Annotated in this window: 15 protein-coding genes; 4 read left to right on the forward strand and 11 right to left on the reverse strand. The window is 68.8% G+C overall.

The features are described 5' to 3' along the window. Positions 1–8: 8 nt before the first annotated feature. The 7 genes from hpf to ACYX7E_RS08175 all read right to left on the reverse strand — a co-directional run bounded on the left by hpf (position 9) and on the right by ACYX7E_RS08175 (position 5,623). A complete protein-coding gene (gene hpf, locus ACYX7E_RS08145; protein ID WP_462080070.1) occupies positions 9–335 on the reverse strand; it encodes a ribosome hibernation-promoting factor, HPF/YfiA family in 327 nt (108 codons plus the stop codon). Between the two features lie 257 nt (positions 336–592). Further along, a complete protein-coding gene (locus ACYX7E_RS08150; protein WP_462080071.1) occupies positions 593–2,071 on the reverse strand; it encodes an RNA polymerase factor sigma-54 in 1,479 nt (492 codons plus the stop codon). A gap of 153 nt (positions 2,072–2,224) precedes the next feature. Further along, complete coding sequence (gene lptB, locus ACYX7E_RS08155; protein WP_462080072.1) at positions 2,225–2,944, reverse strand: LPS export ABC transporter ATP-binding protein; 720 nt, start codon at positions 2,942–2,944, stop codon at positions 2,225–2,227. Continuing rightward, positions 2,944–3,489, reverse strand: a complete 546-nt coding sequence (lptA, locus tag ACYX7E_RS08160; RefSeq protein ID WP_462080073.1) for a lipopolysaccharide transport periplasmic protein LptA — start codon at positions 3,487–3,489, stop codon at positions 2,944–2,946. The genes lptB and lptA overlap by 1 nt, the downstream gene beginning before the upstream one ends. Then, entirely contained in the window at positions 3,470–4,033 is a 564-nt protein-coding gene (lptC, locus tag ACYX7E_RS08165) for an LPS export ABC transporter periplasmic protein LptC (RefSeq protein WP_462080074.1), read from the reverse strand. The genes lptA and lptC overlap by 20 nt, the downstream gene beginning before the upstream one ends. Continuing rightward, entirely contained in the window at positions 4,033–4,578 is a 546-nt protein-coding gene (locus ACYX7E_RS08170) for a KdsC family phosphatase (protein ID WP_462080075.1), read from the reverse strand. Before ACYX7E_RS08170 ends, lptC begins: the two co-directional genes overlap by 1 nt. 43 nt (positions 4,579–4,621) lie before the next feature. Beyond that, positions 4,622–5,623, reverse strand: a complete 1,002-nt coding sequence (locus tag ACYX7E_RS08175) for a KpsF/GutQ family sugar-phosphate isomerase (RefSeq protein WP_462080076.1) — start codon at positions 5,621–5,623, stop codon at positions 4,622–4,624. A 178-nt stretch (positions 5,624–5,801) separates the two neighbouring features. Between ACYX7E_RS08175 and ACYX7E_RS08180 the strand changes: the two genes are divergently transcribed. Genes ACYX7E_RS08180 through ACYX7E_RS08190 form a run of 3 tightly spaced genes read left to right on the forward strand, consistent with a single transcriptional unit; the run spans position 5,802 to position 7,686 of the window. Next, a complete protein-coding gene (locus ACYX7E_RS08180) occupies positions 5,802–6,095 on the forward strand; it encodes a BolA family protein (RefSeq protein ID WP_462080077.1) in 294 nt (97 codons plus the stop codon). After that, positions 6,095–7,354, forward strand: coding sequence for a UDP-N-acetylglucosamine 1-carboxyvinyltransferase (gene murA / locus ACYX7E_RS08185; protein WP_462080078.1), 1,260 nt, complete (start codon positions 6,095–6,097; stop codon positions 7,352–7,354). The genes ACYX7E_RS08180 and murA overlap by 1 nt, the downstream gene beginning before the upstream one ends. Next, positions 7,351–7,686, forward strand: coding sequence for an EF-hand domain-containing protein (locus ACYX7E_RS08190; protein ID WP_462080079.1), 336 nt, complete (start codon positions 7,351–7,353; stop codon positions 7,684–7,686). Before murA ends, ACYX7E_RS08190 begins: the two co-directional genes overlap by 4 nt. 119 nt (positions 7,687–7,805) lie before the next feature. On the opposite strand, the gene ACYX7E_RS08195 is transcribed toward ACYX7E_RS08190, so the two are convergent. The 4 genes from ACYX7E_RS08195 to purM all read right to left on the reverse strand — a co-directional run bounded on the left by ACYX7E_RS08195 (position 7,806) and on the right by purM (position 11,185). Next, a complete protein-coding gene (locus ACYX7E_RS08195; RefSeq protein ID WP_462080080.1) occupies positions 7,806–8,519 on the reverse strand; it encodes a DUF3108 domain-containing protein in 714 nt (237 codons plus the stop codon). After that, positions 8,519–9,316 carry a DUF3108 domain-containing protein gene (locus tag ACYX7E_RS08200; RefSeq protein WP_462080081.1) on the reverse strand — a complete coding sequence of 266 codons (798 nt, stop codon included), beginning with the start codon at positions 9,314–9,316 and terminating at the stop codon, positions 8,519–8,521. Before ACYX7E_RS08200 ends, ACYX7E_RS08195 begins: the two co-directional genes overlap by 1 nt. A gap of 8 nt (positions 9,317–9,324) precedes the next feature. Further along, positions 9,325–10,008: a phosphoribosylglycinamide formyltransferase gene (gene purN / locus ACYX7E_RS08205; RefSeq protein WP_462080082.1), complete on the reverse strand. Its 684-nt coding sequence runs from the start codon at positions 10,006–10,008 to the stop codon at positions 9,325–9,327. A 151-nt stretch (positions 10,009–10,159) separates the two neighbouring features. Next, on the reverse strand, positions 10,160–11,185 hold the full coding sequence (purM, locus tag ACYX7E_RS08210) for a phosphoribosylformylglycinamidine cyclo-ligase (protein WP_462080252.1): 1,026 nt from the start codon (positions 11,183–11,185) through the stop codon (positions 10,160–10,162). Positions 11,186–11,460: 275 nt separating this feature from the next. Here purM and ACYX7E_RS08215 point away from each other — a divergent pair, with 275 nt between their 5' ends. Next, a complete protein-coding gene (locus tag ACYX7E_RS08215) occupies positions 11,461–12,570 on the forward strand; it encodes a DUF2066 domain-containing protein (RefSeq protein ID WP_462080083.1) in 1,110 nt (369 codons plus the stop codon). Positions 12,571–12,599: the final 29 nt, after the last annotated feature.

A 12,599-nucleotide genomic window follows, 5' to 3' on the forward strand; every position in this document is an offset into this window, starting at 1 on the left:
TGTCGCGCTCAGCCAAAGCTGCTTTCGCGCAGGGCGGGGTCGCCGCGGCGCTGGCTGGTGGATTTCTGCTTGTGCTTGAGCAGCAGGCGGTCGAGCTTGTCGGCCAGCAGATCGATGGCGGCATACATGTCGACGCCGGTGGCGTCGGCGTGCAGGGTCTTGCCGGACAGCACGGCCGTGGCTTCAGCACAGTGGTTGGGCTTGTCGAGACTGAGCTGGATGCGTAGATCGACGGGTTGCTCGAAATGGCGGGCCAAGCGTTGCAGCTTGGATTCGACGTATTCACGCAAAGCCGGGGTGATCTCGATCTGGTGGCCGTGGGTTTCGATGCGCATCGGCAGACTCCTCGATTTCGGGGGTAGTGCACCGTGGCCGGTGTGGCCACGATGGGGACAGGGTAGCGCAGCGTGAGGGCGTTCGGAACGATCGCCCTCACGCGGATTTGGACCGCCCGGCGGTGGCTTGGTTCAGCGCCTCGCCATCGCCTTGCGGTCGTCTCCGTGCGTCTACCCATGGCCCAGACGAACACGCCCGCCGTTTGCGCGCCGTGAGCGTTTCGTCATCTGTCGGGACGTGCTGCCGGCGCTGTGGCCTAACCGACCCGCACGCGCTCGTGCGACGAAGGGATGTTCATCGCTTCGCGGTACTTGGTCACGGTCCGCCGTGCCAAGGGGATGCCGGAAGCCTTCAGCAGGTCGGCGATGCGGGCGTCCGACAGCGGCTTGCGCGGGGCCTCGGCCGAGATCAGTTCGCGGATCATCTGTTGGATCGCGGTGCTGGAGGCGCCGCCGCCGCTGTCGGTGTCGATGCCCGAGGCGAAGAAGTCGCGCAACGGCAGGGTGCCGCGCGGAGTATGCACGAACTTGCGCGACACCGCGCGCGACACGGTCGACTCGTGCATGCCGATCTGGGTGGCGACCTCGCGCAGCGTCAGCGGCCGTAGGGCCGATGCGCCGAACTCGAGGAAGCCCGATTGCTGGTGGACCACGCAGCGCACGACCTTCAACAGGGTCTCGCCGCGGGCCTCGATGTTCTTCAGCAGCCAGCGCGCTTCCTGCAGCCGGCCGCGCAGGTAGCCGCCGTCCTCGCCGGAGGCGTGCTGGATCATCTGCTCGTAGCCGCGGTGGATGGTCAGCCGGGCCTGGTGGCTGTTGGCCAGGGCGACGCGCCAGACTCCGTTGACGCGGCTGATCGTGCAGTCGGGGGTGACGTAGTTGTCGGTCGGCACGCCGCCGATCTGCGCGCCGGGGCGGGGGTCGAGCGAGCGCAGCAGTTGCAGGGCCTCGGCGGCCTCCGGCGGCGAGCAGCCGAGCGCATCGGCCAGGCCGGACGCGCCCAGGCGGGGCAGGCGGTCGATCATCTCGGCCGCGGCGCGCCGCGCCTGCCGCCGGCCGGGCGTGTCTTCGGGCAGGTTGTCGAGTTGCAGCACCAGGCATTCGCCCAGGTCGCGTGCGCCGACGCCGACCGGATCGAAGCACTGGACCTGGCGCAGCACGGCGAGGATCTCGTCGTGGCCGACGGTGGATTCGGGTTGCACGGCGCTGGCGATGGCGTCGAAGGATTCGCGCAGGTAGCCATCGTCGTCGATGGCATCGATCAGCGCCGCACCGATCTGGCGGTCGCGCGGGGACAGGTGGCTCAGGTGCAGTTGCCAGGACAGGTGGTCCTGCAGGCTTTCGGTCTGGACCAGGCGGTTGCCCGGGTCCTGGTCGTCGTCGCCGTGGTCGCCGCCGCTGTTGCCGCCGACATAGTCGCTGCGGTCGTACCAGCTGTCATCGGCGGGGTCCCATTCGGCATCGCCGCTGTTGCCGGTGTCGGCCTGGGTGTCGGTGCCCCGGTCGGGAAGCAGGGGCTCCCGCTCCGGCAGCAGGGTCTCGCGTTCGCCGGGCACGGGGTCGGCGTCCGGGGTGTCGTCGCCTTCTTCCCAGTCCAGCAGGGGATTGCTTTCGATCGCCGCGGTGATCTCGGCCTCGAGTTCCAGCGTCGACAACTGCAACAGGTGCAAGGCCTGGCGCAGTTGCGGCGTCAGTACCAGTTGCTGTCCCAGCGATGTCTGCAGCCTTGGTTTCATCGTCCCCGGAAGCTCTACAAGGTGGGTCTGGAAAGCAGGCCGCCATCCGTGATGGCGCCGGTTTTCCTCACCCGACCCCCCTGCCGCGGACGGAAGGGGCGCCAGGCGGGCGCACGAACGGATCGTGCCCCCTGTCCAGAGCGACCGCTGCGGTTACAGGCGGAACGATTCCCCCAGGTAGACGCGGCGTACGTCGGGATTGGCCAGCAGCGCGTCCGGAGCCCCCTGCGCGAGCACGCCGCCGTCGCTGAGGATATACGCCCGGTCGCAAATGCCCAAGGTCTCGCGGACGTTGTGGTCGGTGATCAACACGCCGATGCCGCGCTGCTTGAGGTGTTCGATGATGCGCTGGATCTCGCCGACCGAGATCGGGTCGACGCCGGCGAAGGGTTCGTCGAGCAGGATCAAACGGGGGTTGGCGGCCAATGCACGCGCAATCTCGACGCGGCGGCGCTCGCCGCCGGACAGGCTGGCGCCGATCTGGTCGGCGACATGGGTGATCTGCAGCTCTTCCATCAGCGAGTCGAGCTGCGCCTGGCGCGACTTGCGGTCGAGATCGTCGCGCAGTTCCAGCACCAGCATGATGTTGTCGGCGACGCTGAGCTTGCGGAACACCGACGGTTCCTGCGGCAGGTAGCCGACGCCGCGCTTGGCGCGCGTATACATCGGCTCGGCGGTGATGTCGTGGCCGTCGAGCACGATCTTGCCGGCATCGGTCGGGACCAGCCCGACGATCATGTAGAAGCAGGTGGTCTTGCCGGCGCCGTTGGGGCCGAGCAGACCGACGACCTCGCCGGCATCCAGTGTCAGGCCGAACTCCTTGACCACCTCGCGCTGCTTGTAGCGCTTGCGCAGACCTTCGGCGACCAGCATCAGCTGCCGTTCCCGGAAGTGGCGGCCGGCGGCGTGGTCTTGTTGCGCGGCTCGAACTGCAGGCGGACGCGGCCGCTGCCTTCGCCGCCGCCCTGGACCTGGCCGGTGCGCATGTTGTAGACGATGCGTTCGCCGGCGATGCTGCCGCGACCGGGCTGCTGCACGACGGCCTTGCCGGTGAACACGACGGTATCGGCCTGCAGGTCGTAATCGATCTGCCCGGCGGTGGCGTTCATCGTGCCGCCGGTGTCCATCTCCTGCTTCATCCGCACCGGCGAGCCGGTCAGCTTGACCTGGCGCGGTTCGCCGCCGGCCTGGCGGATCTCGGCGCGCGCGGCCTGGATGTCCAGCGATCCCTGCACGATGTGCACGGTACCGGTCAGGATGCAGGGGCCGGAATCGTCGAGGGTGCAGTCGTTGCGGTCGGCGTCGACGACGAGGGTCTGGTTGCGGTCGGTGCTTTTCGCCGAGGCCTGGAATGGCGCGGCGGCGGCGAGCACCAGCAGCAGGCTGGCGAGGGTCGCTTTAGCGGGACTTGGGCTCATAGCGGATGTGGACCTTGGAAAGTTGCTCGATTCGGTTGGCGTCGAGGTGCGCGCGCATGCCGGTGCCCTGCATTGTAGAGCCGGGCCGGGTGATGGAGACGGGGGCTTCGGACGTGGCGAGATTCTGGTTCGGGAAGACATCGAGTTCCTCGGTGTGCATCACGGTCGGGTTGGGCGCGTCCTTGGGGCTTTCGGCGACGACCTTGCCGCGCAGGCGGATCTCGTCGCTGTTCTCGTTGATCCAGCCGGTCTGCGAACGCAGCTCCCAGCGGCGGTCCTGGGCGTCGGGCACCAGGAACAGCGGTGTCGCCAGTTCCATCGTGCGTGCCCCCGGCGTCTGCCGCAGCTCGGGTGCGCGCAGCGAGAAGGACTCCAGTCCTTCGGAGTCCAGCGTCACCAGTTCGAAGTCGCGCAGCACGTAGTCCGAGCGCTGCAGGCCCGCCGCCACGGGGGCGTCGTCGCCGCGCTTGAGCCAGGCCGACCAGCCCGAGACCAGGGCAGCCAGCAGCAGCAACACCGTCAGTACGCCGCGCCAGCCCAGCATCAGTGCACTCCCGCCTGCAGCAACGCATCGACCTTGCCATGGGCGGTCAGCAGCAGGTCGCAGAGTTCACGCGCGGCGCCTTCGCCGCCACGGGCATGCGTCTGCCAGTGCGCCGGTGCGACCACCCACGGGTGCGCGTTGGCCGGCACGACCGACAGGCCGACGCTGCGCAGCACCGGCAGGTCCGGCAGGTCGTCCCCCATGAACGAGACCTGGGTGCGGTCGATGCCGAGCCGCGTGCACAGCGCATCGACGCAGACCAGCTTGTCGGTGACGCCATCGAAGCCTTCCAGTCCCAGCTCGCGTGCGCGGTTGAGCGCGATCACGCTGGTGCGCGCAGTGATGAACGCGACCGTGATGCCGGCCTTGCGCAGCTGCACCAGGCCTTGCCCGTCGAGCACGTGGAAGGACTTGATCTCCTGTCCGTGCATATCGAAGAACAGGCGGCCATCGGTCAACGTGCCGTCGACGTCGAAACACGCCAGGCGGATGTTGGCGGCGCGTGCCAGCAGGTCGGCGGGGAAATGCGGGAAATATGACGTCATGGGGCTGATCGGGTCCTCGGTGGGCGCGGGGCGTGGCGTCGGCTCAGACCACGCGCGCGCGCAGCAGGTCGTGGATGTTCAGGGCGCCCACGACGCGATGCGCGGCGTCGACGACGATCAGGGCGTTGATCTTGCGGGTCTCCATCAGGCGCGCGGCTTCGGCGGCCATCGCGGCGCTGTCGATCGTGACCGGGTCGCGGGTCATGACGTCGGCGATGGTGGTCCCGTGCACATCGAGGCTGCGGTCGGCCAGCGTGCGGCGCAGGTCGCCGTCGGTGAACAGGCCCAGCAGCACGCCGGCATGGTCGGTGACCGCGGTCATGCCCAGGCGCTTGCGGCTCATCTCGAGCAGCGCATCGCTGAGGGACGCGTCGGCGGCCACCACCGGCACGTCGTCGCCGCTGTGCATGACGTCGGCGATATGCAGCAGCAGGCGCCGGCCGAGGGCTCCGGCAGGATGCGAGCGGGCGAAGTCGTCGGCGGTGAAACTGCGCGCCTCCAGCAGGGCCACGGCCAGCGCATCGCCCATCGCCAGCGACGCGGTGGTGCTGGCGGTCGGTGCCAGGTGCAGCGGGCAGGCTTCGGCCGGCACGCTGATGTCCAGGTGCACATCGGCCTCACTGGCCAGCGTCGACTGCGGCCGGCCGGTCATCGCGATCAGTACATTGCCCTGGCGCTTGAACACCGGCAGCAGGGTCAGCAATTCGTCGGACTCGCCTGAATACGACAGCGCCAACACGACATCGGTGTCGGTAATCATGCCGAGGTCGCCATGACCGGCTTCGCCCGGATGCACGTAGAACGAGGGCGTGCCGGTCGAGGCCAGGGTCGCGGCGATCTTGCGCGCGACGTGGCCGGACTTGCCCATGCCGGTGCAGACCACGCGGCCGCGGCTGGCGAGGATGCGCTGGCAGGCCTGGGTGAATGCGCCATCGATGCGCGCGGCCACGCTTTCGAGCCCGCGGATCTCGATGTCGAAGGTGCGTCGGCCGCTGGCGGCCAGCGCCGTCGGGTCGGCCTTGTCCGCCACGGCGGAGGGCGCCACGGAATCCGTATCCGGCTGTGAGATCTGGGGAGCGGCCATATCCGAGAGGGGGCTGTTTCCGTTAGGCTAATCCATTCATTTTATGCGCATCCCAGCGTGAAAACCGGTGATGGCACCCTGCCAGCCGATCGGACTCATGCGCGCTTCAGCGGGCTCGCCAGCCCCAGGACAGGACATATTGGACGCGAACATCATCCGTCAACTGATTGAACAAGGCCTTCCCGGCGCCTCGGTCGAGGTCCACGGCCCCGACGGCGTGCACTTCGAGGCGCTGGTGGTTTCGGGCGCATTCAGCGGAAAACTGCCGCTCGCCCGTCACCGACTGGTCTATGCCACGCTCGGCGACCGCATGGGCGGCGAGATCCATGCGCTTGCGTTGCGGACCCTGACGCCCGAGGAACACGCCCGTGAGCAGCACGCCCGCAAGCAACCGGGCGGCGGCCAGCAGGCCGGCCAGGCGGGGCAGGGCTGATGCAGAAGATCGTCGTCAATGGTGGTGCCCCGCTGCGGGGCGAAGTGCGGATTTCCGGCGCCAAGAACGCGGTGCTGCCGATCCTGTGCGCGACCCTGCTGGCCGATGAGCCGGTCACGGTCGGCAACGTCCCGCACCTGCACGACGTGGTGACCACCGCCAAGGTGCTGCGCGAGCTGGGCGCTGGCGTCGAACACGATGTCGACGGCAGTCGCGTCACCGTGGATCCACGTAGCGTGCACAGCCAGATCGCTCCGTACGAGTTGGTGCGCACGATGCGCGCCTCGGTGCTGGTGCTGGGGCCGCTGCTGGCCCGTTACGGCACCGCCGAAGTCTCGCTGCCCGGCGGCTGCGCGATCGGCTCGCGTCCGGTCGACCTGCATATCAAGGCGCTGGAGGCGCTGGGCGCGCAGATCACGGTCGAGCACGGTTTCATCAAGGCCCGCGCCGAACGCCTGCGCGGCGGCCGCATCGTGTTCGAGATGGTCAGCGTCGGCGCCACCGAGAACGCGCTGATGGCCGCGACGCTGGCCGAGGGCACGACCACGATCGAGAATGCCGCCTGCGAGCCCGAAATCGTCGATCTTGCGCAGTGCCTGGTGGCGATGGGCGCCCGCATCGAAGGCGCGGGCACCGCCCGCATCACCGTGCATGGCGTCGAGCGCCTGCATGGCGCGCACCATGAAGTGGTGGCCGACCGCATCGAGACCGGCACCTTCCTGGTGGCGGCAGCGATGACCGGCGGACGGGTCACGGTGACCCATGCGCGGCCGGATACCCTCGATGCGGTACTGGCCAAGCTGGTCGAGACCGGCGCCGAGGTCAGCTGCGATGGCGATCGCATCACGCTGGACATGCACGGGCGACGGCCCACGGCAGTCGACATCGTGACGGCCCCGCACCCGGGCTTTCCCACCGACATGCAGGCGCAGTTCATGGCGTTGAACTGCATCGCCGACGGCGTTTCGACGACCGATGAGACGATCTTCGAAAACCGTTTCATGCACGTCAACGAACTGCTGCGCCTGGGCGCCGACATCCACATCGAAGGACATCGCGCCACCGTCACGGGTGTGGCCAGGCTCAGTGGTGCGCCGGTGATGGCGACCGACCTGCGGGCATCGGCTTCGCTGATCCTGGCCGGCCTGGTCGCCGAGGGCGACACCACCATCGACCGCATCTACCACCTCGACCGCGGCTACGAGCACATCGAGCGCAAGCTCTCCGGGCTCGGTGCACGGATCCGGCGGATCTCATGATCCTCAGGGGCGGGGGCAAAAGTGGCCGCGGCGGGCTGTCGCGTCGCAGGGTCATCCTGCTGGTCGCGATGCTGGCCTTGATCGCGGCGATGTTCGCGTTGAAGTCGATGGGCGTGGCCGGATTGAACGGCGCGCAGATGCGCGACATGGACTGGAATGCCGACGGCACCGTCAGCCAGACCGAGATGCTGCAGGGGTTCCATGCGGTGATCGTGCGCGAGCGTGTCGAAGGCAAGCGCGTCTGTCGCAGCTATGCGTGGCGGCGTGCGCCGGAAGATCCTATCCGCGTGGATTGCCGCGTGCAGCTGGTGCCTGAAGCCGAGGCCGAATAAGCAAGGCATCGCCGAGAAGGCGCGTCTGGATGTGCGACGCGCCTGCCGGATGAGTGAAGCGAGATCGCGCCGGCGAGCCTGCACCGCGACGGGTGGTGCAGGGGGAATGCGTCAGGCGACTACTGCAACGACCGCAGGCGCAGGTCGATCTGGTTCTGGCCGTTGCGCTGCTGCAGGATGCGCGCCGGGACCGGCAGGCCCTCGACGATCCATGCGGTGATCTGGCGGCTGCCATCGGTGCGCACGACCTTGACCGCGCGATGTTCCTTGCCGGCCACGGTGATGGTCTCGGTGCCGGCGCGCTGGTAGGCCTGGTTCTTCGCACGGCCATCCTCGACCAGGCGATAGCTCAGCGGACGCTTGGCGGCGACATCGCGCACCAGCACCAGGTTCAGCAGCATGCCGTCGACGTCGCCCGGCTGCAGGCGCACGGGGCCGGATTCCTCGGCCTTGACGTCGCCGGTCCAGCGCGCTTCGTTGCGGCTCCAGTCGTAGGTGGCCTGGCTGCTGCGGTTCTTGACGAGCATCGCGCCCAGCCCGGATTCGCCACGCTGGGTATCGGTGCTGCTCAGCGGACGCCACTGCTCGCCACTGGTCTCGAAGGTCGTGCTCTGGGTCAGCCGGGCGCCCGCGCCGCCGATGTCGAGCACGTACTTCCAGCGGTTCTGGCCGTCGGCGGCCAGCGACATCTGCGCATTGGCCTGAAGTCCCATGTAGTTGGCCTGGTAATCGGCCTTGAACGGCTCGACCGCCAGCAGCGGACCCGCCGCCAGCGACAGGGCAAGGGTGGCGGTCGCGGCCAGCCGGGAGGAGAGGTGTGCTCGGATTCGCATCAGGGGGCTCCTTGGTACTCGATCAATCGCAGGTCGATGCCGTCCTGGCCATCCTCGCGCTGCAGGATGCGGATGGGTGTCGGAACGCCATCGGCGACCCAGACGATGGTTTCGTCGTTGCCGCCATTGGTGCGGTCGACCCGCATGGCTTCATAGCTCAGTTCGCCGACCTGGACCGCTTCGGTCTCTGCGGCCACCTGGTAGTCGTGGTCGCGGATGCGGCCGGCATCGACGAAGCGATAGTGCAGGGCCTGGCCCGGACGGGCGTCGCGGATCAGTGCCAGGTTGATCAGCAGGCCGCTCATATCGCCCGGCTGCAGCGGCACCGCCTCGCGGCGTTCGCGCTTGACGTCGCCGGTCCATTGCGCAGTGCCGGCCTGCCAGTCGTAGGTGCCGACGGTATTGCGGCGGAACAGCGCGACCTTCCGCATCGTGCTCTGGCTCAACGGCCGGAAGTGCCCGCCGGCTTCGTCGAAGACGGTGCTCTGTTCGATGTTCAGGCCGACGATGCCGGCAAAACCGCGGTTGCCGTGGATCGCAAGATCGACCCGCCATTGCGTGTCGTCCCTGCGCACCACGCGCATGCTGGCGGTGCCGGCGGCCTTGCCGTTGTGGAAGGCCTCGTAGCTGGCCACGAAGGGCTGCAGGTCGGTGGCCTGCACCGTCGATACCGCGCCGTAGCCAAGGCCCAGGCACAGCAATGCCCGCCACTGCCAGCGCAGCGCGGCGGTGGGCCGGGCAGACCTGGCAGGAGCTTGCCTGGACGCGGCAGAGGAGTGGGGGTGGTCGGATGGCATCGACGCCATCATGCAAAGTGGCCGGTGGCTGTCAGCTGAAGAGGTTCGGTCACAGGACGTCCATCACACTGAACCGTGCGTTCATGCAGGCCGATGCGGCCGGCGGCCAGCCAGCGCAGGGTTTCCAGCAGCAGGGGATGTTCGCGGGTCAGCACGCGGGCGCCGAGCGCGGCCGCGTCGTCCCTGGGCAGCACCGGCACCCGGGCCTGCGCGATGACCGGGCCGCCATCGAGATCGGCGGTCACGAAGTGGACGCTGGCGCCATGCACGCCGACCCCGGCATCGAGTGCCTGCTGGTGTGTATGCAGGCCCTTGAAGGCCGGCAGCAGGGACGGGTGGATGTTGATCATGCGGCCGGGCCGCGCGTCCACCGCGGCGGCGCTGATCAGCCGCATGTAGCCGGCGCAGACGATCAGGTCGGGCGTGCAGGCATCGACGAGGTCGAAGAACGCCTGGTCATGGGCCTCGCGCGACGCGAAACCGCGGGGGCGCAGCGCCTGCGCCGCGATACCGGCGTCGCGGGCCCGCGCCAGCGCGGCGGCGCTGGTCTTGTCGGAGAACACGCCGACGACGCGGGCGTCCAGCGTCCCGGTGGCGATCGCGTCGAGGATCGCCTGCAGGTTGCTGCCGCGACCCGAGGCCAGCACCGCAAGGCGCAGCGGCCGGGCGGCCGGAGGAGCAGGAGGGGCCATCCGGGGTCAGAACCGGTTCACGATCTGTCGCGAGCGCCGGCAGATGGTGTGTGGCGGAGCGAAGAAAGCGCAGTGTATGTGCGGATACATGAGTATTTTGACCACCGTACGCGCGCCAGCTGGCAAGCGCAGCAAGATCGTGGACAGGTTCTCAGCCGATATGGACGCGTTCGCTGCCCTGCGCGGTCACCACTTCGCCAATGCGCCAATGCGCCAGTGCGAGCTGCGCGAGGTCCGACTCGACCGCGGCAATGCGGTCCTGCGGCACCACCAGCACATAGCCGATACCGCAGTTGAAGGTGCGCCACATCTCTTCGCGCGGCACCGCGCCCTCGCGCTGCAGCCAGTCGAAGACCGGCGGCAGCGACCACGAGGTCGCGTCGATGCGCAGGCCCAGGCCATCGGGGATCACGCGGATGATGTTCTCGGTCAGGCCGCCACCGGTGATGTGCGCCATCGCGTGCACGGCGTCGCCCTGCGGGCCGCGCAGCAGCGACAGCACCGGCTTGACGTACAGCGCGGTTGGCGCCATCAGCGCGTCGATCAGGCGCACGCCGTCGATGTCGGTGTCGCCGGGACGGCCGGCGCGGTCGTAGATCCGGCGGATCAACGAGTAACCGTTGGAGTGCGGGCCGCTGGACGCGATGCCGATCAGCACGTCGCCCTGGCGGACCTGGCGGCCATCGCGGAGTTCGGACTTCTCGACCGCACCGACGGTGAAACCGGCCAGGTCGTATTCACCCGGCGGGTACATGTCCGGCATTTCAGCGGTCTCGCCGCCGATCAGCGCGCAGCCGGCCAGTTCACAGCCGCGGGCGATGCCGCCGACGACGGCCACCGTGGTGTCGATGTCGAGCTTGCCGGTGGCGAAGTAGTCGAGGAAGAACAGCGGTTCGGCGCCCTGGACCAGCACGTCGTTGACGCACATGCCGACCAGGTCGATGCCGATGGTGTCGTGGCGGTTCAGCTGCTGGGCCAGCTTCAGCTTGGTGCCGACGCCGTCGGTGCCCGAGACCAGGACCGGCTCGCGGTACTTGCCGGACAGGTCGAACAGCGCGCCGAAACCGCCCAGGCCGCCCATCACCTCGGGGCGGAAACTGCGTTTCACCAGCGGTTTGATCCGCTCGACGACTTCATTGCCTGCGTCGATATCGACGCCGGCGTCACGGTAGGTCAGGGGGAGCGGGGGCTTGGGGCTGGTCACGAACGCGCTTCGGTTGCCGGGCGGGTGGCGATTTTAGCAGCCGCGCACGCCGACAGGGGCCGCCGGGGCACGACAAGGTGGCTGTGGCGCCTGCCGATGCGCTGCTCGTGGCCGTGCGGGTCTCCGTTCTGCGCCGTTCGATGCGGCGTATGGGTTGCATCAAGGGCCGGGCGGGGACCGTACAGGGGGCGGGCCCCGACTTGTGGCACCATTTCACCCTTGTTGAAAGCAGAAATCCGGGACCGATGATGCGCGCTGCAAACCGTGGAGCATGGACGAGGGCATGGGCGCTGGGCGCGCGGTCGATGGCAGCAGGACTGCTGGCAGGCCTGGTGCTGGTTTCCGGCACGGCAGCGGCGCAGCGCGTGGAAGGCGATCGCGCGGCGGCCCAGGGCATGTACGAGGCCGAAGTGCCGGTGCGCAGCCAGGCCGAGAGCGAGCGTCAGGCGGGGTTTGCGCGCGCGCTGTCGCAGGTGTTCGCCAAGCTGTCGGGCGATCGCAGTTCGGCCAGCCGCCCGGGCGTGGGCCAGGAACTGCGGCGCGCCTCGGACTACGTGGAGCACTACGACTACCGCCAGGACGAGCAGGTCGGCGCGTCGGGTGCGCCGACGTTCTCGACGATGCTGGTCGTGCGCTTCCGCAAGGATGACGTCGACACCATCGCCTCGGCGCTGGGCCTGCCGGTCTGGCCGGAGCCCCGGCCCAAGCCGGTACTGTGGCTGGCGATCGACGACGGCAAGGGGCCGCGCCTGGTCGGTCTGCAACAGAACAATGTCGCGCGCCCGGTGCTGCAGCGTGCGATCGAGCGCGGTTACCGTCTCGGCCTGCCGACCGGCAGTACCGCCGAGCAGGCGGCGGTCGGCGCGATCTGGCGCGGTGACACCGCGGCGATCTCGCGGCTGTCGGCGCGCTACAGCCCGCCGATGCAACTGGTCGGCAAGCTCTACCGCAACAAGGGCGGCTGGACCGCGGACTGGGTCTTCGTCGATAACGGTCGCGTGCTGTCGCGCTGGTCCGAGGACAGCGGCGACGCGCGCCGGGCGATGGCGACCGGTGCCGATGGCGCCGCCGATGCGCTGACCCGCCGCTATGCCAAGGCCAGCCCCGGCGGCCAGCCGGCCACGCAGCGCATGGTCTTCACCGGCATCAACAGCAGTGCGGACTTCACCCGCCTGTCGGCACTGCTGCAACGGATGTCGGTGGTGCGCGGCTTCCGTCCGGTGCGGGCGATGCCCGGGCAACTGGAGGTCGATCTCGACCTGCTCAGCGGCATTGCCGGATTTCGCCGCGTCGTCGACGGCGATGTCCTGAGCGAGGTCGAAGGCGGCAACCTGGTCCCGACGTTCCATCTGCGATGAACTGCCCCCACGGAACGACGGAGTATCGC

This window comes from Luteimonas sp. RIT-PG2_3 (assembly GCF_054902115.1).

Excerpts from the sequence above, each read along its gene's own strand:
- hpf (WP_462080070.1), bottom strand. The coding sequence starts at position 335 with ATGCGCATCGAAACCCACGGCCACCAGATCGAGATCACCCCGGCTTTG.
- ACYX7E_RS08150 (WP_462080071.1), bottom strand. The coding sequence starts at position 2,071 with ATGAAACCAAGGCTGCAGACATCGCTGGGACAGCAACTGGTACTGACG.
- lptB (WP_462080072.1), bottom strand. The coding sequence starts at position 2,944 with ATGCTGGTCGCCGAAGGTCTGCGCAAGCGCTACAAGCAGCGCGAGGTG.
- lptA (WP_462080073.1), bottom strand. The coding sequence starts at position 3,489 with ATGAGCCCAAGTCCCGCTAAAGCGACCCTCGCCAGCCTGCTGCTGGTG.
- lptC (WP_462080074.1), bottom strand. The coding sequence starts at position 4,033 with ATGCTGGGCTGGCGCGGCGTACTGACGGTGTTGCTGCTGCTGGCTGCC.
- ACYX7E_RS08170 (WP_462080075.1), bottom strand. The coding sequence starts at position 4,578 with ATGACGTCATATTTCCCGCATTTCCCCGCCGACCTGCTGGCACGCGCC.
- murA (WP_462080078.1), top strand. The coding sequence starts at position 6,095 with ATGCAGAAGATCGTCGTCAATGGTGGTGCCCCGCTGCGGGGCGAAGTG.
- ACYX7E_RS08190 (WP_462080079.1), top strand. The coding sequence starts at position 7,351 with ATGATCCTCAGGGGCGGGGGCAAAAGTGGCCGCGGCGGGCTGTCGCGT.
- ACYX7E_RS08195 (WP_462080080.1), bottom strand. The coding sequence starts at position 8,519 with ATGCGAATCCGAGCACACCTCTCCTCCCGGCTGGCCGCGACCGCCACC.
- ACYX7E_RS08200 (WP_462080081.1), bottom strand. The coding sequence starts at position 9,316 with ATGCCATCCGACCACCCCCACTCCTCTGCCGCGTCCAGGCAAGCTCCT.
- purN (WP_462080082.1), bottom strand. The coding sequence starts at position 10,008 with ATGGCCCCTCCTGCTCCTCCGGCCGCCCGGCCGCTGCGCCTTGCGGTG.
- ACYX7E_RS08215 (WP_462080083.1), top strand. The coding sequence starts at position 11,461 with ATGCGCGCTGCAAACCGTGGAGCATGGACGAGGGCATGGGCGCTGGGC.